The organism is Streptomyces sp. NPDC047002, from assembly GCF_040704505.1.
Lineage (GTDB): Bacteria > Actinomycetota > Actinomycetes > Streptomycetales > Streptomycetaceae > Streptomyces.
Map to the genome: position 1 here is coordinate 136,031 of NZ_JBEYWC010000012.1, position 21,694 is coordinate 157,724.

A 21,694-nucleotide genomic window follows, 5' to 3' on the forward strand; every position below is an offset into this window, starting at 1 on the left:
GTACGTCCTCAGGTAAGCATGGATGGGGCATGCCGGTGGTGCCAAACAGCCAAGAGAGTAAGCGAGTTCGGTGACGAGCGGGAGGACGCGGCCTTACCGGGCCGCGGCTCTGCGGCCGACGAGTTCGGCGAGCCCGCGCTGGGTCACGGCCACCACGGCCCGGTCGCCTGCCGCCAGGACGTAGTCGCCCGGCGGCACGGGGGCGCCTGGCCCCCTGCGCTCGGCCGGCCGCTCCACCGCCACCACCCGGTAGGCGCCGGGGGTGAACACGTCGTCCACGGTGCGCCCTTCGAGCTGCGGGTGGCCCTCGACCTCCAGGGTCGCGATGAGCAGGACGCCCCGCTCGACCGGGATCGCGCCGACGATCTGCCGGCCCAGCATCGCCACGGCGAAGGCCGGGGCGGCGAGCGCGGACACACTGCGGCTGCGGGTCAGCGCCGCCGGGTAGGCGGTGCGCATCGTGCGGTAGACGGCCGTCGCGAAGTCGTCGTCGTACAGCCGCAGCGCGACCCGCAGGTTCGGCGCGAGGGAGCGCGCGTTGAGCACCGCCTCCAGGTTGGTGGTGTCCTTGCTGGTGAGGGCGAGCAGCGCGGCGGCGCGTTCGATGCCCGCGCCCTCAAGGACCCCCTCCTGGGTGACGTCGCCGATGACGGTCGGCACCCGCAGGCGCCTGGCCACCGGGATGCCGCGCGCGTTCGGGTCGGCCTCCACGCAGACCACCGGGATGTCGAGGGCGCGCAGTTCGCGCAGGACCCGGCTGCCGACCTTGCCGAGGCCGAGGAGTACGACGTGGCCCGACACACCCCGGCTCGGGCGGCGCAGCGACGAGGCCGTCCGGTAGGTGCCGAACACTTCGAGCACGGCGGCCGTGACCAGCGGCAGCAGCAGGAGTCCCGCGAACCCGGCGAGGAGCTGGAGGAGTTGGCGGCTGAGGGTGGAGCCGATGGCGGGGTCGTCGATGGCGAACAGGTCGAGCAGCACCAGGTAGAGGGCGCCCTGCGGCGTGGTGCCCGTGAGGCCCCAGGTGGCGCACGCCAGGGCGACGACGGCGACGATGACGCCCGCGAAGGACCAGCGCACCTGCCGGGAGAAAAGGGCGGCGAGCGGCGCGCCACGGCCGGTCCCCCGTCTGGCGGTTCCCTCCCCCGCCGAGGCGACCTGTTCGAGCACGACCCGGCCGCGCTCCGCGGCCCCGGCCACCGCCGCTTCGTCCGGCAGGAGTTCGGGGCTGTCGCCGCCGCGGTAGGGCATGCCCGCGCCGGTGGTGCCCGTGGACAGCAGGGCCAGTGTGGCGAGCGGGGGCTGCGCGGCGCCGCCCTCGGTGGGGGCGCCGCGCTCCACGGCGCGCAGCAGGACGCCGCCTGCGACGATGGCCCTGCTGGTGCCGGCGACGGCGGTCGCGGCGAGCGCGGGTGCGGCGGTGGCGATGTCGGAGAGCACGGTGGTGAGGGAGCCCGCGGCTTCCGGCTCCGCGTCCCGGCCGCCGTCGGCGGCCGCGCCCGCCTGGTCGAGGAGGTCGGCGAGCTGCTCGCCGAGCCTGCGGTTGTACAGCCTGATGACCAGCCGCAGGCCCGGGTTGGCGCGGCGGGCCGCGAGGGCGGCCCTGATGTTCGCCTCGTCGTCCTCGTAGGCGAGGGCGAGGGCGGAGGCCTCCGCGATGCCCGCGTCGGCCAGGACGTCCTCGCGCGGCTCGGCCGCCTCGACCACCCGGAGGCTGGGATCGCCCCTGCGGGCGGCGAACCACGCGCGCCGCGACTCGACGGTGGCGGTGGACGGCATGACGAGGACGACGCGTTCGCCGTAGAGCTCGTGGAGTTCGTCGGCGAGCCGCCTGGCCAGCCCGTCGTCGCCGCACACGATCATGTGGCCGTCGTGGTCGCCCGCGCTCGCGCCGCCGCGGCCTGCGGCGGGGCGCTGGGACTGTCGGGGAAGAGGGGGCACGGCCCCAGTCTGCCGAATCCCCGTCAGCGCGCCGGGACCGCCCCGGCCGTGGACGGCGGCCGGGGCGGTGGCGCGGGTGCGCGGGTGGTGCGGCGCGTCAGCGTGCGCGGGTCACTTGTTGACGGAGTACGAGTGGGCCCCGGTGCCGGCGAGCGCTCCCTTGTCGACGATGAGGTACTCGTCGCGCACCGGCCTGCCGGCGAAGAAGCACTCCAGGATCTCGCGGGTGCCGGCCGCGTAGCGTGCCTGCGCGGAGAGCGAGGAGCCGGAGATGTGCGGGGTCATGCCGTGGTGGGGCATGGTGCGCCAGGGGTGGTCCGCGGGGGCGGGCTGCGGGAACCAGACGTCGCCCGCGTAGCCGGCGAGCTGGCCGCTGCGCAGGGCGCGGTCCACGGCGTCCCGGTCGGCGATCTTCGCGCGTGCGGTGTTGATGAGGTAGGTGCCGCGCTTCATCGTGGAGAGGAGCTTGTCGTCGAACAGGCCCTCGGTCTCCGGGTGCAGGGGCGCGTTGACGGTGACGACGTCGCAGTGCGGGACCATGTCCTGGGCGCTGGCGTGCCAGGTCAGGTTGAGTTCGCGCTCGACCTCCTCGGGCAGCCGGTGCCGGTCGGTGTAGTGGAGCACGACGTCGAACGGGGCGAGGCGGCGCAGCACGGCGAGTCCGATGCGTCCCGCCGCGACGGTGCCGACGTGCATGCCCTCCAGGTCGTAGGAGCGCGCGACGCAGTCCGCGATGTTCCAGCCGCCGTCCAGCACCCACTGGTGGGAGGGGAGGTAGTTGCGCACGAGCGACAGGATCATCATGACGACGTGCTCGGCGACGCTGATGCTGTTGGAGAAGGTGACCTCGGCGACGGTGAGGCCGTGGGCGACGGCCGCGTCCAGGTCGGTGTGGTCGGAGCCGATGCCCGCGGTGACCACGAGCTTGAGGTTCTTCGCCTTCGCGATGCGCTCAGCGGTGAGGTAGGCGGGCCAGAACGGCTGGGAGATGACGATGTCCGCGTCGGGCAGCTCCCGCTCGAAGACCGAGTCCGCGCCGTCCTTGTCCGAGGTGACGACGAGGGTGTGGCCGTTCGACTCCAGCCAGTCCCGCAGGCCGAGGGCGCCGGAGACGCTGCCGAGCAGCCGGCCGGGCGTGAAGTCGACGGCCTCGGGCGTGGGCGCGGTCTGACCCCCGGGGTAGCGGGTGATGACGGGGATGTCGTCCCTGGCGTAGGTGGTCGGATATCCGTCGACCGGGTCGTCGTACAGCACGCACAGCACCTTCGCCATGGCAGGCTCCTCATCCGGGGGTCGTGTCGTCCGTTCGTTGCGGGAACGTGTCTTCACCGTGGCGGCGGCGTGCGGTGCGGGTCAAAGTGAAAGTACCTGTACGGGCATAGCCGGCGGCTATCAGCGCAGGCCGCCCGCTTTCGCCCGTCGACCCGGGTGCGTCTCAGGGGCGTTGCAGGTAGACGTCGAGGAGTTGGTCGAGCGCCTCGCGGACCCCGGCCTGCCGTGCGGTCTCCAGGAGGGCGCGGGCGAGCAGGGGTTCGGGGTGGCGGTCGGCGACGACGAGTCCGACGCGCGGCCCGTGGTGGGGGCGGGCGAGCGGCAGGACGCGCATGCCCTCGGGGACGCCGAACATGTGCAGCCAGGCGTGGGAGATGACACTGGACCAGTGGCCCGTGGACAGGTGGGCGTACAGTCCTGCGACGGAGTCGGTCTCGACCGAGGGGGTCACGGCGCCGACGCCGTCGGCGGCGAAGTACTCGTCCATGATGCGTCGGTTGCGCATCTGCGGGGTGAGCAGGCACAGCGGGAGCCGCGCGATCTCGGACCACTGGACGCCGCTCTCGGCGGCGAGCGGCCCGTCCTTCGGGGTGAGCAGGAGGTAGCGCTCCTCGTACAGCGGGGTCCTGCGCACCCTGCCGAGGCTGTCGTCGTCGAGGTAGGTGAGGGCGATGTCGAGTTCGAATTCGGCGAGGCGGTGGGTGATGTCGCGGGAGGGCAGCGAGTCGATGACGACCCGGGCGCGCGGGTGCCGTTCGCAGAAGGGGGTGGTGAGCAGGGAGGCGACGGTCAGCGCGGTGGGGATGGCGCCGAGCCGCAGAGTGCCGACGAGGCCGCCGCGCAGGGCGGAGAGCTCGTGCTGCAGCGCGTCGCGCTCCGCGAGGATGCGGTGGGCCCACAGCAGCACCCGCTCGCCCTCGGGGGTGAGCCCTTCGAAGCGGCGGCCCCTGCGCACGATGGGCACGTCGAGTTCGCGCTCCAGCTTGCGGATGGCGGCGGACAGGGAGGGCTGCGAGACGTAGCAGGCCGCGGCGGCGCGGGCGAAGTGGCGCTCCCTCGCGAGGGCGACCAGGTACTCCAGTTGACGCAGCAGCACGGCCCTCTCCCCACTCCCCCACCGGCGCCCGGCCGGCGGCCTGGTTCAGAGTGCCACGAGGGTGACGTCGGTGGCCTTCACGCTGGTCCATACCCGCGTCCCGTCGGCGAGGCCGAGTTCCGCTGCGGCGGCCGGGGTGATCTCGGCGACGAGGTCGGGCACCTCGTCGGAGGTGACGAGGACACGCAGCCTGCTGCCGCTCGCGGTGATCTCCCGTACGGTGCCGGGCCAGACGTTGCGCGGGCTGCCCTCGGGGCGCGTGCGGTGCACGGCGACGGCCTCGGGGCTGATGACGGCGAGCGCGGCCGCACCCTCGGGGGGCGGCTCCGCGACGACGAGGCGGCCTGCGGGCGCGACGTCGAGCGCGCCGCTTCTGCTGGTGCAGGACCAGGCGTTGCGGCCGAGCATCCTGGCCACCCAGGGCGAGCGCGGGTGGCGGCTGACCTCGGCGGGCTCGGCGTCCTGGAGGGTCCTGCCGGCGTCGAGCACGAGGACGCGGTCGGCGAGCGACACGGCCTCGACGGGGTCGTGGGTGACGATGAGGCAGACCCCGCCGAAGCCGCCGAGGTGGCCCCTGAGCGTGTGGCGGACCTGGGCGCGGGTGGTCTGGTCGAGTGCGGCGAGCGGCTCGTCGAGGAGGAGCAGGCGGGGCCGTGCGGCGAGCGCGCGGGCCAGGGCGACGCGCTGGGCCTGGCCGCCGGAGAGCTCGTGGGGCCTGCGGTGCGCGAGGTGGCCGACGCCGAGCCGGTCGAGCCAGTCCTGGGCCGCGGCGCGTGCCTCGGCGCGGGCGACGCCGTGCGCGCGCAGCCCGTAGGCGGTGTTGGCGAGCGCGTTCAGGTGCGGGAACAGGGCGCCGCTCTGCGGCACCCAGGCGACGCCCCGCCGGTGCGGGGGCAGCCGGGTGACGTCCTGCCCGCCGAGGCGCAGCGCGGCGTGGGCGCGCGGGGTGAGGCCGAGCAGGGCGCGCAGCAGGGTGGTCTTGCCCGCCCCGTTGGGTCCGACGACGGCGATGGTGGTGCCGCCGTCCGCTGCGAGGGCGAGGCGGTTGAAGCCGGTGACGTCGGCGTGCAGGTCCCACCGTTCGGCCGGCGGGGGCGGCGCGTCGGCGGCGGGCGGGGGCGCTGTGTGTGCCTCGGCGGGCTCCGCGGCCTGGGGGGCCTCGGCGGGGCCCCGGCCGCCGCCCACGCCCGCCCAGCGGCCGCGCAGCCCGACGAGGACGACCATGGCGATGACGAGCAGCAGCAGCGAGACGGAGGTCGCGGCCTCGGGCGAGTCCTGGAGCAGCAGGTAGACCTGGAGGGGCAGGGTCTGGGTGGTGCCGGGGAGGTTGCCCGCGAAGGTGATGGTGGCGCCGAACTCGCCGAGGGCGCGGGCCCAGGTCAGGGCGGAGCCGGCGGCGAGTCCTGGGGCGACCATCGGCAGGGTGACGGTGAGGAAGACCCGCAAGGGCGAGGCGCCGAGCGAGGCGGCGGTCTCCTCGTAGGCGGGCCGCAGCCCGGCGAGGGTGCCTTCGAGGCTGATGACCAGGAACGGCATCGCGACGAAGGCGGCGGCGACCACGGCGCCCGAGGTGTGGAAGGTCAGGACGATGCCGAAGGTGTGCTCCAGGAAGGGGCCGATCAGGCCGCGCCTGCCGAACCCGAGCAGCAGCGCCACGCCGCCCACGGTGGGCGGCAGCACCATCGGCAGCAGCACCAGGGAGCGCACCAGGGTCTTGCCGGGGAAGTCGACGCGGGCGAGCAGCCAGGCGAGCGGCACCCCGAACAGCAGCGAGAGGCCGAGCGCGCTGAAGGAGACGACCAGCGAGAGCTTCAGCGCGAGGACGGTGTCGTGGCTGGTGAGGTGGTGCCACAGCGCGCCCCACTCGGTCTGGGTGACGACGGCGACGAGCGGCAGCAGCAGAAACGCCACCGCGAGCAGCGCGGGCAGTGCGAGGGCGATCGGCGCGCCGGCGCCGCGCGTGCGGGAGCGCGTGGTCCTGTTCATCCGGTGGGTCCTGACCTGGGGTGCGCCTGAGGTGCGGCTGAGGTGCGGGCAGCGTGGCGCCGCCCGGCGAGCGGGGCCGGGCGGCGCGGCGCTTGCGGGGCCGTACTAGGGCTGCTGGAAGCCGGCCTTCTGGAGGAGGGACTGGGCCTCGGGGGTGCTGAGCCACTTCACGAACGCCTGCGCGGCGGCGGACTGCTTGGAGTCCTTGATGGCCGCTGCCGGGTAGGAGGCGACGGCGTTCTGGCTGTCGGGGATGGTGACGGTGTCGACCTTGCCGGGCGCGGTGGCCGCGTCGGTCTTGTAGACGATGCCCGCGTCCGCGCTGGTCTCCACCTTCGTCAGGACGGAGCGCACGTCGGTCTCCTCGGACTTCGGGTGGACCGTGACGTGCTGCTTCTTCAGGACCTGCGCGGCGTAGTTGCCGACGGGCACCGAGGGCGCGGCGAGCACGACGTCGAGCTTGGGGTTCGCGAGGTCCTTGAGGGACGCGACGTGGTCGGGGTTGCCCTTCTGGGTGACGATCACCAGGCGGTTCTTGGCGATGACCGTCGGGGCGCCGACCTCGGACTTCGCGCTGTCCATGGTCTTGGTGTCGGCGGTGACGAGCACGTCGGCGGGAGCGCCCTGCTTCACCTGGGCGACCAGGTCCTGGGAGCCGGCGAAGGAGAACTTCACCTTCGTGCCGGGGTTCTCCTTCATGTACATGTCGCCCGCGGTCTTGAACACGTCCGTCAGGGACGCGGCGGCCAGCACGGTCAGGTCGGCCGCGGGCGCCTTGCCGGGGGCCGACGCCGACGCGGACGCGGACGACGAGTCGGCCTTCTTCCCGTTGTCGTCGCTGCTGCCGCAGGCCGCGGCGAGCGGCAGCACGAGGGCGGCCACGGCGGCGGCCGCGGCACGGCGGCGGATGACACGATCCATGGGCGGGTGACTCCTTCGGCGGTGCGGGCCACCGGGCCCGCGGGGGGATGGGGCGGGGCGCCGGGGACGGGCGACGCCGGTCGTACGACGGCGGCTCAGGCGCGGTCGACGTGCACGTTGGTGGCCTTGACGCGGGCGGTGGCCCGCATGCCGACCTCCAGGCCGAGTTCCTCGACGGCTTCCCGGGTCAGCAGCGACACGAGGCGGTGCGGGCCCGCCTGGATCTCCACCTGGGCGGCCACGTCGCCCAGCTTGACCGCGGTGACGATGCCGGGGAACGCGTTGCGCACCGACGTGACGGACGCCTCGTCCTCCTCGCCGTCGCCCTGGGCCAGTTCGACGGAGAAGGCGGCGAGGTCGCGGCCGCCGATGAGGCGGCGGCCGGTGTCGTCACGGTGCGTGGCGACCCTGCCTGCGTCGGCCCAGCGGCGCGCCGTGTCGGGACTGACCCCGAGCAGCCTGGCCGCCTGACCGATTGTGTACGACTGCATACGCGCCAACATAGGCCGCGTGGCCTGGCATTTACAAGCCGTTGTGGAATGGCACATCGCACCTGCGGCCCGGCACGGAGAAAGACACAGGAAGTGTTTGTCAGTTCTTGACGCACCGCAGGACGACGAACTTGGGATCGCTCGCCGCGACCTCGCAATTGCCGAACAGGCGCCGCAGTTTGGCGTGGTACCCGAGGTGCCTGTTGCCCACGACCCACAGTTCGCCGCCGGGGCGCAGCGCACTGCGCGCCCCGGCGAACATCCGCCGGGCCGTGCTGTCGCTCGTGGCCTGGTGGCTGTGGAACGGCGGGTTGTTGAGGACGAGGTCCACACTGCCTGGCGGCGTGCCGGCGAGCCCGTCGCCGAGCACGAAGTCGGCTGCGGCAGCGGGCTCTTGGGGCGATGCGAGGTTGAGCCGGTAGGTGGCGTCGGCCGAGGCGAGTGCGCCGTACGACTCGTCGACGAACGTGACGCGGGCGCGCGGGTTGGCGAGCGCGGCGGCGGTCCCGACGACGCCGTTGCCGCAGCCGAGGTCCACCACGTGGTCGGGGCCGTGCCGCTCGGGCAGGTGGCGCAGGAAGAACCGGGTGCCGATGTCGAGCCGCTCGGCGCTGAAGACCCCGGCGTGGGCGACGACCGTGCGCCCCGCGAGGGGCCCGGTGTCGCGGGGCAGTTCGTAGCGCACGGGCCAGGGGGCGGCGGTGCCCGCGGCGGCCGCGCCGACCCGGTCGGCCGCGGGGGTGGTGAGGATGAGGCGGGCCTTGCGCCGCGCCAGGGTCGTCCTGGTGGGCCCGAGGATGTCCGTGAAGAGGCTCAGGGTCGAGGTGTGGATCTCGGTGGTGCGTCCGGTGCCGACGACCAGGGTGCCGGGGTGCAGCGCGGGGGCGAGCCGGTGCAGCTGGTCCTCCAGCAGGCCGAGGCTCTTGGGGACGCGGACGACGAGGACGTCGAGACGCTGGGGCGGAGTGGCGAGGGTGGACGCGAGGCGCACCGCCTCGTGGCCGATCCCGGCGCGGTTCAGGTTGGCGCGGGTGGCGCACTGGGTGAGGTACGAGTCGGTGATCTGGACGAGCCGCCCGGTGGCGAGCTGTTCGATCCTGGCGCCGGCGAGCGCCGTGGTGAGGGCTCCCCACCGGTCGCCGAGTACGGCGGTCGGGCCCGTCAGGTCGGCGCCGGTCTCCGCGAGGTGTTCGAGCGCGTAGGCGTCGGCGCCGTCCCAGGCGCGCAGCGGGTCGCGCGGGTCTTCGGGGTAGCGGGTGAGGACGTACTCGCCCCAGGGCGTCGTCAAATCGTTCATGGTGGTGAGCAGGCTAGCCGCCGCGGTCCCCGTGCCCGTGGCCGCGTGCGGCTCTGCGGGCCCGGTCGAGGGCGGCCTGCGCCTGGGGGCGGCCCAGCACGGCGGCGAACTCGGATCTGGCGATCTCCAGGACCACGTCGGCGCTTGCCGGGGGCCGCGGGTCGTCCCGCAGGGCGATGTCCGCCGCGGCGCGCGCCAGGATGTCGTCGTCGGGGGCCGTGCCGGGCCGCGAGAGCGAGCGCAGCACTTGGAGCCAGAGGGCGGGCATGGCGTCACTTTCCTTCGTTCCCCGTGTGGACGGTCCGCCACCTTCCGTGACGAGGATCGCACGCGAGGTCCGCCCGTACCGCCTCTTCCGGCAAACCCGCGGTGCCCGTTCGAGCACCGCGGCACGGCGGCCGGCCGCGCTGCGCCGCCCAGCGCAGCGCGTCACCAGTCGTGCAGGGTCCCGTCGAGCAGCCGGTTGACGGGCAGGTAGGCGGGCTCGTACGGGAAGCGCGCCGCGGCCTGCGCGTCGAAGTCGACGCCGAGGCCCGGCTGCTCGGAGGGGCGCAGCGCGCCGCCCTCGAAGGTGTACGAGGGCCGGAAGACCTCCAGGGTCTCGGCGGTGTGCCGGGTGTACTCCTGGATGCCGAAGTTGTGGACGGCGAGGTCGAGGTGGACCGCGGCCGCCATGCCGACGGGTGAGATGTCGGCGGGGCCGTGGATGCCCGACTTGGCCCCGTGCACGGCGGCGAGGTCGAGGAGCTTGCGCAGCCCGGTCACGCCGCCTGCGTGGGTGACCGCGGAGCGCACGTAGTCGATGAGCCGCTCCGAGAGCAGCGGCCCGTAGTCGTAGAGGGAGTTGAAGACCTCGCCGAGGGCGAGCGGGGTGGTGGTGTGCCCGCGCACGAGGCGCAGCGCCGTGGGGTCCTCCGCGGGGGTGGCGTCCTCCAGCCAGAAGAGGTCGTAGGGCTCCAGGTCCTTGCCGAGGCGCGCCGCCTGGATGGGGGTGAGCCGGTGGTGGCCGTCGTGCAGCAGCGGCAGCTCGGGGCCGAACTCGGCGCGCACGGCCTCGAAGACGCGCGGGATGTGGCGCAGGTACGCGGCGGTGTCCCAGGTCTCCTCGTGGGGCCTCGGGTGGCCGCCTGCCGCCGCGCCTTTCGTGCGCGTGGGGTCGTCGACGCCGTAGACGGAGTCGAGGCCGGGGACACCTGACTGGATGCGCACGGCCCGGTATCCGTCGGCGCGCACCGCGCGCACGGAGTCGAGTATCTCGGGTATGTCGCGCCCCGACGCGTGGCCGTAGGCGAGGGCGCCGGTGCGGGAGGCGCCGCCGAGCAGCTGGTAGAGCGGCATGCCGGCGGCCTTCGCCTTGATGTCCCACAGGGCGGTGTCGACGGCGGCGACCGCGGCCATCGTCACCGGGCCGCGCCGCCAGTAGGCGCCCCGGTACAGGTACTGCCAGGTGTCCTCGATCCGGCCCGCGTCGCGCCCGGCGAGCAGCGGGGCGACGTGGTCGCGCAGGTACGAGGCGACGGCGAGCTCGCGTCCGTTGAGGGTGGCGTCGCCGACGCCGGTGAGGCCGTCGTCGGTGGTGACGCGGAGGGTGACGAAGTTGCGGCCTGGGCCGGTGACGACGGTGTCGGCTGCGGCGATCTTCATTCGGGCGCGGCTCCTGTCGGGAACGTGATCACGCGGACCTGGCGGCCCGGTGCGCGGGGCGGCCGCGCGCGACCAGCATGCCCCCGGTGATCTCCCGGCGGAATCCCGCGGCGGGGTGGGTTCAGGGCCGGTCGGCGCCCGCGGCCTCGCGTGGGCTCATGACGCGGGTGCCGGCGAGCAGGAGCGCGACGTCGTCCTCGGCCGAGCGCCGCCCGCCGGGGCCCGGCGGCGCCCCGCGCGCCCTGCGGGGCGTGAGGGTGTCCGTGACGTGCGAGCACAGCGCCTGGAGGGTGGGTGCGGGCCAGGAGAGCGCCGCGGCGAGCCGGTCGAGCCCCGCGTCGATGTCCGCGGTGCGGGTCTCGATCAGCCCGTCCGTGTAGAGCGCGACCACGCTGTCCTCGCCCAGCTCGACGGTGACCGACTCGTACGCGGCGGTGCCCAGGCCGATGGGCGGCCCGGTCGGCACGTCGGCGAAGGCCACCTCGCCTCCCGGGGACCTGATGGCGGGCGGCGGGTGCCCGGCCGACGCCAGCCGGCAGCGCCGGGAGACCGGGTCGTACACCGCGTAGGCGCAGGTACAGCTCATGACGGGGCCGGGCCCGCCCGCCAGGTCGCGCTCGCCCGACATCTGCAGGACGCGCCGGTCCAGGCGCGCGAGGAGTTCGGCCGGGGGCAGGTCGAGGTCGGCCAGGGTGCCCATGACGGTGCGCAGCTGCCCCATGAGGGCTGCCGCGTTGATGCCGTGGCCCACCACGTCGCCGATCATCAGACCGACGCGGGCGTCCGGCAGGGGGAGCACGTCGAACCAGTCGCCGCCGACGCCCTCGTGGATGTCTGCGGGCAGGTAGCGCGAGGCGAGCTCGACCCCGGGGCCTCCGTACAGGGCGCGCGGCAGCAGATTGCGCTGGAGCGCGACGGCCGCCTCGCGCTCCCGCGTGTAGCGGCGGGCGTTGTCGAGGCTGAGCGCGGCTCGCCCGACCAGTTCCTCGATCAGGAGCTGGTCGTCCCTGGAGAACGGGTTGCGGTTCTCCGAGCGCACGAAGACGGCGACGCCGAGGACCGCGCCGCGCGCCTTGAGCGGCACGATGATCAGCGAGTGCATGCCCGTCGCGGCCGCCACTCTGGCGCGCTGCGGGTCCCGGGCGAACCAGGTGTCGAGGGAGGTGTCGAGGACCGGCTCGTAGTGGGTCCTGCCGGTCATCAGGGCCTGGGTGAACGGGGACGAGGGCGGGACGAACACCGCCTCGCCGATTCGCCAGATGGACTCGGGCGTGCCCTCGTGCACCGAGGCGACCCCGGCCCTGCGGAAGACGGGGATGCTCGCCTCGGAGGACGGCAGCCGCTTCAGCGGCTCGTCCCCGAGCGGCACGGTGTCGCCGAGGTCGACGGTGACGTAGTCGGCGAGCAGTGGCACGGCGGCGTCGGCGAGCTCCTGGGCCGTCCTGGGCACGTCGAGCGTGGTGCCGATGCTGCCGCTCACCCGGCCGAGGGTGAGGAGGTGCTGGCGGGCGAGCGACTTGCCGATGTCGGTCGCCATGTTGCAGATGCCGATGGGCCGCCCGTCGGCGCCGTCGAGGCGGAAGTACGAGGCGGACAGCACGCGGTCCTCCGACTCGCCGGGCACCCGCCAGGTGTACTCGCGCTCGATCACCGGCTCACCGGTCCTGAGCACCTGGCGCATCGCCTCGGCGATCGCCTCCCCCGCGGCTCCCGGCTGCACCTCGGTCATCAGGCGGCCGAGGCGTCCTCTGCGCAGGAATCCGTCCTGCCGCTCGGCTGTGCCGTTCAGCCAGATGCACCGCAGGTCGGTGTCCCATATCGACAGGCCGACCGGGGCGCGGGCGAGGAGCGCCACCGAGACCGGGGAGCGGGCGGGCGGCCAGGCCGAGGCGCCCGAGGGGTCGCGCGCGCAGACCAGCCAGTCGGTGCGGCCCTCGCCGGTGAGCGGCACGGCCTCGACGGCGCCGCGCAGTACGGAGCCGTCCTTGCGGCGCAGGTCGAGCCGGCCGGACCAGGGCTCGCGCGCCCTGGCCCTGGTGCGCCAGGCCCGCATCCAGCCGGCTCCCCCGCCGCCCTCTGTCGCGCCGGCGACCAGCGCCGTGACCGGGCGGCCGACCACGTCGGGCGCGCGGTGGCCGAGCAGCTCGCGTGCCGTCGCCGTCCAGGCGATCACGGTGCCCCCGTCGTCGACCACCGCCGTCGCCGCCTCGGCGAGCCGCGTGGCCCCTGCCGTCTGCTCTCCCGTCGTTACGGCCATCACCTGCGTCCCGTCACCCGGTGTGCGGGCGGCCGCTGCGCCGCCCCTTTCATCCCTGTTCGTACGTGAATGCCCCCGCGTTCCATACTGCGGCAGGCGGCCCGGGACCGGGAGGGGCGGACGGCTCGGAAGTGCGGGGGTCAGACCCGTTCGCCGGCGGAGACCGCGGAGCCCGTGTGCGCCGCGACGAGCAGGGCCGCCGCCGAGCGGGCCTGCGCCGCCGGTTCCGGCGTGCCGAAGATGGCTGCGGTGACCATGGCGCCCTCGGCGAGCAGCAGCAGGTGGTCGGCGAGGCCGCCCGGCAGGCCTGCGGCGTCGGCCAGCCGTACGAGATAGGCGCGGAAGGCCGCCTTGTGGGCCCGCGCGAGGGCGGCGACGCCCTCGCTCGTCGCGCCGAGCTCCCCGTAGGAGTTGATCCAGGCGCAGCCGCGGAAGTCGGGCTCGCGGAACCAGGCGCCGAGGTGGTCGAAGACGGCGAGGACGCGCTCGACGGGGTCGCTCTCGCGGTCCACGCGGTCGGCGAGCCTGCGGCGCCAGGCCACGTCGCGCCGCTCCAGATACGCCTGGACGAGCTGGTCCTTGGCCGGGAAGAGCTGGTAGAGCCGCTTGAGCGAGACGCCGGACGCGGTCCGTATCTCGTCCATGCCCACGGTCTGGATCCCGCGCCCGTAGAACAGCCGCTCCGCCGCGTCCAGCGCCTGCTGCCGGGCGGTCGTGCCATCCATGGTGCCGTCCCACTCCTCGTTCGCGCTTGACCGGGCGTCCGGTGGGTCTCTACCGTATCAGCGGAGCGGAGAACGTACGTTCTCCGCATGTCGGAAGGTGTGTGCCCTATGAGTCCCCGACCCCCGCTCCCCCCGTTCACCGAGGAGACCGCGCGGCAGAAGGTCCAGGCCGCGGAGGACGCCTGGAACACCCGCGATCCCGAGAAGGTGTCGCTCGCGTACACGGAGGACTCGGTGTGGCGCAATCGCGACCGGTTCGTCACGGGCCGCGAGGCGATCGTGGCGCTGCTCACGGACAAGTGGAACCGCGAGCGTGACTACGCCCTGCGCAAGGAGCTGTGGACGTACACCGGCAACCGCATCGCGGTGCGCTTCCAGTACGAGTGCCGCGACGCCGAGGGCCGCTGGTGGCGCTCGTACGGCAACGAGCTGTGGGACTTCGACGAGCAGGGACTGATGACGCGCAGGGAGGCCAGCATCAACGACGTGCGCATCGAGGAGTCCGAGCGGCGCATCCACGGGCCGCGGCCCGAGGCGGAGCGCGGGGTGCCCTTCCCCGTCAGGTAGCCGCGGGGGCGCCGCCGCTCCCCGTCGGCCGGGTGCGGCGGCGCGTGCCGGGACTCAGCCGCGCCCGCCACCCGCCGGGGCCTCGGTGATGTCCAGGAACACCTGGTCGGCCTCGGGCCAGGTGCTGCTGATGCTGCTCTTGATGCGCTCGCAGACCAGCTCGACCCGCTCGCTGTCCATGCCGGGCACGAGGTCGACGCGGGCCGCCACCAGCGCGGAGTCGAGGCCGAGCTTCATGGTGAGCAGGGCGGCGACGTTGTCGATCTCCGCCTGGTCCTCGATCAGGCTCCTGATGCGGTGGCGCGTCTCCTCGTCGACGGCCTCGCCGATGAGCTGGGCGCGGGCCTCGGAGCCGAGCCGGTAGGCGATGTAGACGAGGAGGGCCCCGATCGCGAAGGAGGCGCTCGCCTCCCACACGATCTCGCCGGTGACCCAGTGCAGGACCATGCCCGCCATCGCGAGGAGGACACCGAGCACGGCGGTGGAGTCCTCGGCGAGCACCGTGCGCAGCGTGGGGTCCTCGGCCGCACCCTTCTTGGCCGCGCGCAACTGGAGCAGCGCCCTGGCGAGCGAGGTGCCCTCGGCGAGCAGCGCGACGGCGAGCACGATCAGGCCGACGAGATAGCCGGTTGAGCCCTCGTTCTCGTCGGACCCGAGGGCCTCGAAGCCCTGGAAGAAGGAGAAGCAGCCGCCCATCACGAAGATGCCGACCGCGGCGAGGAGCGCCCAGAAGTAGCGCTCCTTGCCGTAGCCGAAGGGGTGGTCCCCGTCGGGCGCCTTGCGGCTGCGCCGCAGCGAGGCCAGGAGGAAGATCTCGTTGAGCGAGTCGGCGACGGAGTGCGCCGCCTCGGAGAGCAGCGCGGGGGAACCGGAGAGCAGGCCGCCGACCGCCTTGGCGACGGCGATGACGAGGTTGGCCGCGAGCGCCACAAGCACCGTGACCCGCGTCGACCCGTCCGCCTCCTCGTGGCCGCCGCCCTCGGCCCCGGCGGCGCTCCCGCGCCCGCCGTCCGCGTCGTGCGCGTCCCCGGTCGCCTTGCCGCCCGGTGCGGCTCCTTCTCCTTCTCCGGCGGCGTCGTCCGGTGTGCCGTCGCCGCTGTCGGCGGGGGCGGTCGTGTCCTCGTCCGCCGGTGCGCGGTGGCGCGTCTCCGCGGCCTCGGTCCCCTGGTGCTCCATCGCCCACCCCGTCTCCGCCCCGCCGTGTCCGGGGCCGTCGCCGCCCGGCCGTACGCGAGGGTCCGGCCGGCGGCCGGGCGCGCACGGCGACCGCGTGCCCCCGCCCCCGGTGGGCAAACGCCGGTCAGCGGGTGCGGCGGGCGGCGGTGGCCAGGGCGCGGTGCGGGGCGTACGGCAGGGTCCTGCGGTACCACGGGGCCCGCGGTGGCACCGGGCCTTCGCCGACGGCTGCGGCGGCTCGCGCCGCGCGGGCGGGGCGGGGCGGACGGTTCTTGGGGTCGCGCATCATCGCGTCCTCGAAGCGTCCCATCGCGACGACGACTCCGAGCATCGCGGGAGGGAAGAGAACGCCGCACAGCATGGGTATGAGACCCATGGCCCAGCCCCTTCCTGGTTCGGCGGGCGGTTCCGGCTTCCTTCGAGTGCCTCGGCGGACGGGGTGCAAACACGCCCCCAGCGCGCTTTTCGCTCGGCCGGGTGAAGAAATCGCCGCTCGCGGCCGAGCCATGGTCATCATCCGGCGCCGACCGGGTACCCGGCTGCCATGAACGCACCGCACACACTTCACGCGCAGGACATCGTGCTCGCCGCGGGCAATTCGGCAGGCGTCTGGGCGTTCGTGATCGGACTGGTCGTGGTGGTCATCCTGGTCGGCGGCTTCTGGCTGGGGTTCCGCCGCAGGTCCGAGTTCAACCGCCACCCGGGGCCCGACGACCACCCGCGCAGGCCGGAGCGCCCGAGCCATGTGGAGGGCTCGGCCGACTCCAACGAGACCTTCCCCGAGGACGGCGGACGGCTCCTCCCGCACGAGCTCGGCGGCCACGGCGAGGAGGTCAAACCGCGCGACGAGCACGGCGAGCGGCCTCAGGGGCCGCCGCCCCTGGCCTGACCCTGCCGCAGGGTGCGGCCGTACGGCGCCGGCCGTACGGCCGCACCGGCCCGGTGCGCCCGGGGGCCTCAGGATCCCGCGTGGTGGCGTGCGGTCCGCAGCCGGGTGTCCCGCTCGGCGCGGAGCGCGGGGGGCCTGGTGCGGGCTCTCCTCGGCCGGGTCGCGCGGCGGCGCAGGACGGCGCCGCTCACCACGGCGGCCACCAGCGCGCCCACCAGGGCCGACAGTGTGAGTGTGGTGAGTGCTCCCTCGGTGCCGGTATCGCGCCCGGCCTCGGGCATGTCCACGGGTCCCCCCGGTTCCGCGCGCCCTGTCCGGGCGCGCTCGGCGTCACGTCCGGGTCGGGTACCCACAGCGAGCCGCTGAATGCCCAGGTCGCGCCGCTGCGCTCGGCACGGGGCCCTACCGGGGGCCGGTCGGCCCGAGGCCGGCGGCGCGGGCGGCCTCTGCGAGTACCTCGCGCAGCATGGCAGGGGTGAGGCGGCCGGTGAAGACATTGCGCTGGCTCACGTGGTAGCAGCCGAAGACGTCGAGTGGCCGACCGCCCGGGGGCCCGTCCAGGGCGATCCGTACGCCGTGGCCGAAGGCGGGCCGCGGCCGGGGCACGGCCCAGCCCGCCGCGGCGAGCACCGGCAGCAGCGCCTGCCAGCCGAACGCGCCGAGGACGACGACGGAGCGCAGGGCGGGCGCGAGGAGTTCGAGCTCCCTGGCCAGCCAGGGGCGGCAGGTGTCGCGCTCGCCCGGCGTGGGGCGGTTCTGCGGCGGCGCGCACCGCACGGGCGAGCTCATGCGCACCCCGCGCAGGGTGAGGCCGTCGCCGGCGGCCACCGGGTCGGGGTGCGAGGCGAGCCCGAGGTCGTGCAGCGCGGCGAAGAGGACGTCGCCCGAGCGGTCGCCTGTGAACATGCGGCCCGTGCGGTTGGCGCCGTGCGCGGCCGGGGCGAGGCCCACGATCAGCAGGGGGGCGTCGGGCGGACCGAAGCCGGGCACGGGGCGCGCCCAGTACTCCTGGCCGCGGTGGGCGGGCAGGTCGTCGCGGGCCTTCTCCTCGCGCCACGCGACCAGCCGAGGACAGGCGGCGCAGCGGGGCACACGGGCGTCCAGGTCCGCCACGGTGGCGGCGGCGGGAGCCGCGGCACGGGGGTAGGCGGGGTCGTCCGGGGCTCGCATTCGGGTGACGGTACCCGAGGCGGGCGGACCCCGCCGTTCCGGGAGGCACACGAGAGGGAAGGGACGTGAGGTGTCCGACGTCCGGGAGAGTATGAGGGCCGCGTTCGCGCGCCTGCTGAAGCTGCGCAGGCAGCCGGTGGCCGTGCAGATCCTGCGGTCGACGGCGGCGGCGACCATCTCGTTCGTCGTGGCGGAGCGGCTGTCCAAGGAGGCCGCGCCGCTGACGGCGCCGCTGACCGCGCTGCTGGTGACGCAGGTGACGCTGTACTCGACCATCAGGCTCAGCCTGACCCGGGTCAACGCCGTGGTGACGGGCGTGCTGGTGGCCGTGGGCTTCAGCTCCCTGGTGGGCCTCGCCTGGTGGAGCCTGGCGTCGATCATCCTGCTCGCGCTGATCGTGGGGCGGCTGGTGCGGGCCGGCGACTTCGTCGTCGAGGTGGCGATCAGCGCCATGCTCGTCCTCGGTGTGACCCAGGTACAGGTGGAGTCGACGGCGTGGACGCGGGTGCTCGACACACTGATCGGCGCAGGCGTGGGCCTGCTGTTCAACTTCCTGTTCATCCCGCCGGTGTGGGTGGAGACGGCGGGCGAGTCCATCGAGGGCCTCGCGCGCCGGATGCGGCAGCTGCTGCTGCGGGTCAGCGACGGGCTGACGGACCGTACGACGGTGGAGACGGCAGCGGCCAGGCTGCACGAGGCGCGCCGCATCGACCAGGAGATCACCGACGTGGACGCGGAGCTGCGGCAGGCGGAGGAGAGCCTGCGGCTCAATCCGCGCGTACGGGAGGGGCTGCTGCACCGGGTGGTGCTGCGCACCGGCCTGGACACGCTGGAGATCTGCGCGGTGGTGGTGCGGGTGCTCGCCAGGTCGCTGACGGACCTGGCGCGCGAGCGCACGGACGAGCCGCTGTTCCCCGCGGAGACCGGCGCCGCGCTGGAGAACGCGATCGCCCGGGTCGCGGACGCCATCGTCAGCTTCGCCGTGCTGGTGACGTCGTCGGTGAGCGTGAGCGCGGAGCGTGCGGAGACCCGGCTCGCCGAGGACCTCGCGCAGGCGCGCCAGGAGCGCGAACACGCGGCGCAGTTGCTGCTCTCGGTGGTCCAGGAGCACCCGCGCCAGTGGCAGTTGTACGGGGCGCTGCTCGCGGAGCTGGACCGGATCCTCGACGAGCTCGACCTGGAGAACCGGTCGCAGCGGCTGATGGAGGAGCTGGACAGGTCGGCGCGCGAGCAGCGCGAGCGCTATCCACGGCTGACCGAGGCGCGATCCCGGGCGAGGCGGTCGGCGCGGCGGGCCCGCGACGGGTGGGAGGGGCGCCGCGCGGGGCGCCGCGAGCGGTCCGGGAGCAGCGGGCGCGGCGGCTTCTGACGGTGTGTCGGCCGAGTGGCTCGCGGGGCGTCCAGGCGGCCCGTCCCCCGTCCGCGGGGGCCGTCCAGGCCGCCACCGAGACCCTTGACTCATCCTTTACTCACCTATCGTTTAGTTGTGACAAACGACGCCTGACGAGGGAGAGTTCGGTTCATTTCACCCCTGGCGGGCGGGGTCCGAGGCCGTTTCCGCCCTGCTCAAGCCGGGACATCCGGTGCGTCAGGGGCCCGGCGGGCCACCGGGATTGAAGGCGCGCGTGGGGAGGGCGGTACTGTGCGCGCGCGACCGCCACCGTCGGCGGCGCAGTCATTACGCGGAGGAAATCTGTGACTCGTTTCGGATCGCTCAGGCGCCCCGGTGCCCTGATATCGGTCGCGGCTGCGGGCGTGCTGAGCGTGGGCCTCGCGGCCGGCTCTGCGTCCGCGCACACGCCGCATCTCGTGGTCGACTGCACCAGTGCGTCGGTCGACCTGTCCGCCTACAACGGCGGCGTCACCAACCACGTGAAGGTCACGGTCGAGGGCAACGCGTCGCTCGACGTCGACCAGGTCTTCGGCAGCGTGTTCCACAAGGACATCAAGCTGCCCGACCACAGCTCGCCGCTTGCCGTGCGCCTCGTGGTGACGGCGGGCGACGGCAAGCAGTACGACGTCGACCAGACCGAGACGGCTCCGGTGTGCCCGGGCCACTCGACCCCGCCGTCGACGCCGCCGTCCAGCGCGCCGGCCTCGCCGTCGGCCCCGGCGAGCTCCGCCCCCGCGTCGCCGTCCGCCCCCGCGTCCTCCTCGGCTCCGGCCGTCCCGGCCGCCGCGCCGAGCCCGTCGGGCGACAACCTCGCGGAGACCGGTTCGTCCAGCTCCACGCCGATCATCGCCGGTGGCGCCGTGGTCGTCGTGCTCGCCGGCGCGGGCATCATGTGGGCCTCGCGCAGGCGCAGGGCCGCCCAGCACTGACGCCTCCCCGGTGGGCGGCGCCGCGCGACCGGTCAGCGATGGCCGGGACTGCCCCGCTCCACCGGCCGCACCGGTCAACGGCCGGGTCTTCCGCCGCCGGGACCCGGCGGCGGCAGGACCGCCGGACCGCGGCCACAGGCAGGAAGCGGCCGGGCGCCCCCTCCCGGGGCACCCCGGCTGCTTCGCACGGTACGGAGCGGCGCGGCGGGGGACGCGGCGGCTCATCGGGACAGGCAGGGCACACGAGGGCCCCGCGGCGTGCGCGCCGCGGGGCCCTCGCACGTCCGGACAGGGCCGTGGGGCGCGCCGCCGGGTGCGGGCCCCGGGCGCCGCGCCCACAATGGCGTCCATGGACCCGGTGGCCGCACTCGACAGGATCGCGTTCCTGCTGGAGCGCTCGGGCGCGGAGACGTACCGGGTGCGGGCCTTCCGCACCGCGTCGTCGGTGGTGTCCGCGCTCCCGGAGGGCGAGCTCGCGCGCAGGCTCGCGGCGGGCACGCTGACGCGCCTCACGGGTGTCGGGCCGCGCACCGCCGAGGTGGTGCGGGAGGCGGCAAACGGCGCGGTGCCCGGCTATCTGGCCCGGCTGGAGACCGAGGGCGCGGACCGGCGGCCGGCCGGCGGCCGGCGGCTGCGCGCGGCGCTGCGCGGCGACTGCCATCTGCACTCCGACTGGTCGGACGGCGGCAGCCCGATCGAGGCGATGGGCCGTACGGCGATCGCCCTCGGCCACGAGTGGGCGGTGCTCACCGACCACTCCCCCAGACTCACGGTGGCCAGCGGGCTCTCCGCGCAGCGGCTGCGGGAGCAGCTCGACGCCGTCGCCGGACTCAACGCGCGATGGGCGCCGTTCCGGCTGCTGACGGGGATCGAGTGCGACATCCTGGACGACGGCACACTCGACCAGGACCCCGAACTCCTCGCGCGGCTCGACGTGGTGGTGGCCTCGGTCCACTCGAAGCTGCGGATGGACCGCGCGGCCATGACGCGCCGCATGGTCGCCGCCGTGCGCGACCCGCACACCGACGTGCTCGGCCACTGCACCGGGCGGCTGCTGTCGGGGCGCGGGCGGCCCGAGTCGGAGTTCGACGCGGACGCGGTGTTCGCCGCGTGCGCCGAGTCCGGCACCGCCGTCGAGATCAACTGCCGTCCGGAGCGCCTCGATCCGCCGCTGCGGCTGCTGCGCGCCGCGCTCGCGGCGGGCACCCTGTTCGCCGTCGACACCGACGCGCACGCGCCGGGCCAGCTCGACTGGCAGGGCTTCGGCTGCGCGCGTGCCGAGGAGTGCGGGGTGCCCGCAGAACGCGTCGTGAACACCTGGCCGGTGGGCGAGCTGCTCGCCTGGGCGCACTGAACGCACGGGCGGACTGCGGCCGGTGTCCGGGGGCAGACTCGCAGCGACGACCGTTAGTCCGACGCGAAAGCGAGTGGTGCCCGATGACGTCACCGTCCGGTCCTTCCGAGTCCCGGGACCCGTCCGACCCGCAGGGCGGCCCCGGCCGACCGGGCCAGTGGGGCCCGGGGGACGCCTCCGGCGGCGCGTACGGGGCGCCCGCGGCGCCGCCGTACGCCGAGCCGGCGCGGCCCGCGCGCGGCAACGGCCTCGCGGTGGCGGCGCTGGTGCTCGGCATCGCCGCGATCGTGCTGTTCTGGACGGTCTTCGGCGGCATCGTGCTCGGGCTCGTCGCGATCGTGCTCGGCGCCCTGGGCTCGCGCAGGGCCCGCAGGGACGGCGCGCCCCGGCGCGGCATGGCGATCACCGGCGTGGTCCTCGGCGCGCTCGGGCTGATCGCGGGCGGCCTGATCCTCGCGCTCGGCGTCTCCTTTCTGAACTCCGACAGTTTCAAGAGCTACAGCGACTGCGTCAAGCACGCGCACAGCACCGCCGACCGGCGCCAGTGCGCCGACGACTTCTCGCACCGCACCACCGGCAACTGAGC

Annotated in this window: 21 protein-coding genes; 6 read left to right on the forward strand and 15 right to left on the reverse strand. The window is 74.6% G+C overall.

What is annotated here, in order from left to right:
- Positions 1 to 93: 93 nt before the first annotated feature.
- The 11 genes from AB0910_RS14415 to AB0910_RS14465 form a co-directional block, all read right to left on the reverse strand.
- Positions 94 to 1,863 (reverse strand): NAD-binding protein, encoded by a 1,770-nt coding sequence (locus AB0910_RS14415; RefSeq protein ID WP_366744948.1) that lies wholly within the window; start codon positions 1,861 to 1,863, stop codon positions 94 to 96.
- Positions 1,864 to 2,052: 189 nt separating this feature from the next.
- Entirely contained in the window at positions 2,053 to 3,213 is a 1,161-nt protein-coding gene (locus AB0910_RS14420; RefSeq protein WP_366744905.1) for an NAD-dependent formate dehydrogenase, read from the reverse strand.
- A 163-nt stretch (positions 3,214 to 3,376) separates the two neighbouring features.
- Entirely contained in the window at positions 3,377 to 4,309 is a 933-nt protein-coding gene (locus AB0910_RS14425) for a LysR family transcriptional regulator (protein ID WP_366744906.1), read from the reverse strand.
- A 45-nt stretch (positions 4,310 to 4,354) separates the two neighbouring features.
- Entirely contained in the window at positions 4,355 to 6,295 is a 1,941-nt protein-coding gene (locus AB0910_RS14430; RefSeq protein ID WP_366744907.1) for an ABC transporter permease, read from the reverse strand.
- A gap of 105 nt (positions 6,296 to 6,400) precedes the next feature.
- Entirely contained in the window at positions 6,401 to 7,216 is an 816-nt protein-coding gene (gene modA / locus AB0910_RS14435) for a molybdate ABC transporter substrate-binding protein (protein ID WP_366744908.1), read from the reverse strand.
- Between the two features lie 95 nt (positions 7,217 to 7,311).
- Positions 7,312 to 7,707, reverse strand: coding sequence for a helix-turn-helix transcriptional regulator (locus AB0910_RS14440; protein WP_366744909.1), 396 nt, complete (start codon positions 7,705 to 7,707; stop codon positions 7,312 to 7,314).
- 100 nt (positions 7,708 to 7,807) lie between these two features.
- Entirely contained in the window at positions 7,808 to 9,004 is a 1,197-nt protein-coding gene (locus tag AB0910_RS14445; protein ID WP_366744910.1) for a methyltransferase, read from the reverse strand.
- A 13-nt stretch (positions 9,005 to 9,017) separates the two neighbouring features.
- The gene (locus AB0910_RS14450; RefSeq protein WP_366744911.1) at positions 9,018 to 9,272 is read right to left on the reverse strand and encodes a hypothetical protein; all 255 of its coding nucleotides are present in this window, start codon (positions 9,270 to 9,272) and stop codon (positions 9,018 to 9,020) included.
- 161 nt (positions 9,273 to 9,433) lie between these two features.
- Positions 9,434 to 10,648 (reverse strand): D-mannonate dehydratase ManD, encoded by a 1,215-nt coding sequence (manD, locus tag AB0910_RS14455; protein WP_366744912.1) that lies wholly within the window; start codon positions 10,646 to 10,648, stop codon positions 9,434 to 9,436.
- Positions 10,649 to 10,769: 121 nt separating this feature from the next.
- Positions 10,770 to 12,905, reverse strand: coding sequence for a SpoIIE family protein phosphatase (locus tag AB0910_RS14460; protein WP_366744913.1), 2,136 nt, complete (start codon positions 12,903 to 12,905; stop codon positions 10,770 to 10,772).
- A 140-nt stretch (positions 12,906 to 13,045) separates the two neighbouring features.
- Positions 13,046 to 13,630 (reverse strand): TetR/AcrR family transcriptional regulator, encoded by a 585-nt coding sequence (locus AB0910_RS14465; protein WP_366744914.1) that lies wholly within the window; start codon positions 13,628 to 13,630, stop codon positions 13,046 to 13,048.
- A 108-nt stretch (positions 13,631 to 13,738) separates the two neighbouring features.
- On the opposite strand from AB0910_RS14465, the gene AB0910_RS14470 reads away from it, so the two are divergent.
- Positions 13,739 to 14,197, forward strand: a complete 459-nt coding sequence (locus AB0910_RS14470) for a nuclear transport factor 2 family protein (protein WP_366744915.1) — start codon at positions 13,739 to 13,741, stop codon at positions 14,195 to 14,197.
- A gap of 54 nt (positions 14,198 to 14,251) precedes the next feature.
- Here AB0910_RS14470 and AB0910_RS14475 read toward each other — a convergent pair whose 3' ends face one another.
- A complete protein-coding gene (locus AB0910_RS14475) occupies positions 14,252 to 15,373 on the reverse strand; it encodes a cation diffusion facilitator family transporter (RefSeq protein ID WP_366744916.1) in 1,122 nt (373 codons plus the stop codon).
- A 124-nt stretch (positions 15,374 to 15,497) separates the two neighbouring features.
- Positions 15,498 to 15,749: a hypothetical protein gene (locus tag AB0910_RS14480; protein WP_366744917.1), complete on the reverse strand. Its 252-nt coding sequence runs from the start codon at positions 15,747 to 15,749 to the stop codon at positions 15,498 to 15,500.
- Between the two features lie 168 nt (positions 15,750 to 15,917).
- Here AB0910_RS14480 and AB0910_RS14485 point away from each other — a divergent pair, with 168 nt between their 5' ends.
- Positions 15,918 to 16,262 carry a DUF6479 family protein gene (locus AB0910_RS14485; protein WP_366744918.1) on the forward strand — a complete coding sequence of 115 codons (345 nt, stop codon included), beginning with the start codon at positions 15,918 to 15,920 and terminating at the stop codon, positions 16,260 to 16,262.
- Between the two features lie 68 nt (positions 16,263 to 16,330).
- On the opposite strand, the gene AB0910_RS14490 is transcribed toward AB0910_RS14485, so the two are convergent.
- Positions 16,331 to 16,543, reverse strand: coding sequence for a hypothetical protein (locus tag AB0910_RS14490; protein WP_366744919.1), 213 nt, complete (start codon positions 16,541 to 16,543; stop codon positions 16,331 to 16,333).
- A 121-nt stretch (positions 16,544 to 16,664) separates the two neighbouring features.
- The gene (locus AB0910_RS14495; RefSeq protein ID WP_366744920.1) at positions 16,665 to 17,432 is read right to left on the reverse strand and encodes a uracil-DNA glycosylase; all 768 of its coding nucleotides are present in this window, start codon (positions 17,430 to 17,432) and stop codon (positions 16,665 to 16,667) included.
- 91 nt (positions 17,433 to 17,523) lie between these two features.
- Between AB0910_RS14495 and AB0910_RS14500 the strand changes: the two genes are divergently transcribed.
- The 4 genes from AB0910_RS14500 to AB0910_RS14515 all read left to right on the forward strand — a co-directional run bounded on the left by AB0910_RS14500 (position 17,524) and on the right by AB0910_RS14515 (position 21,692).
- Positions 17,524 to 18,801 (forward strand): aromatic acid exporter family protein, encoded by a 1,278-nt coding sequence (locus AB0910_RS14500; protein ID WP_366744921.1) that lies wholly within the window; start codon positions 17,524 to 17,526, stop codon positions 18,799 to 18,801.
- 326 nt (positions 18,802 to 19,127) lie between these two features.
- Positions 19,128 to 19,754, forward strand: coding sequence for an LAETG motif-containing sortase-dependent surface protein (locus tag AB0910_RS14505; protein ID WP_366744922.1), 627 nt, complete (start codon positions 19,128 to 19,130; stop codon positions 19,752 to 19,754).
- A gap of 349 nt (positions 19,755 to 20,103) precedes the next feature.
- Positions 20,104 to 21,108: a PHP domain-containing protein gene (locus AB0910_RS14510; protein WP_366744923.1), complete on the forward strand. Its 1,005-nt coding sequence runs from the start codon at positions 20,104 to 20,106 to the stop codon at positions 21,106 to 21,108.
- Between the two features lie 83 nt (positions 21,109 to 21,191).
- Positions 21,192 to 21,692 carry a DUF4190 domain-containing protein gene (locus AB0910_RS14515; RefSeq protein ID WP_366744924.1) on the forward strand — a complete coding sequence of 167 codons (501 nt, stop codon included), beginning with the start codon at positions 21,192 to 21,194 and terminating at the stop codon, positions 21,690 to 21,692.
- Positions 21,693 to 21,694 lie beyond the last annotated feature (2 nt).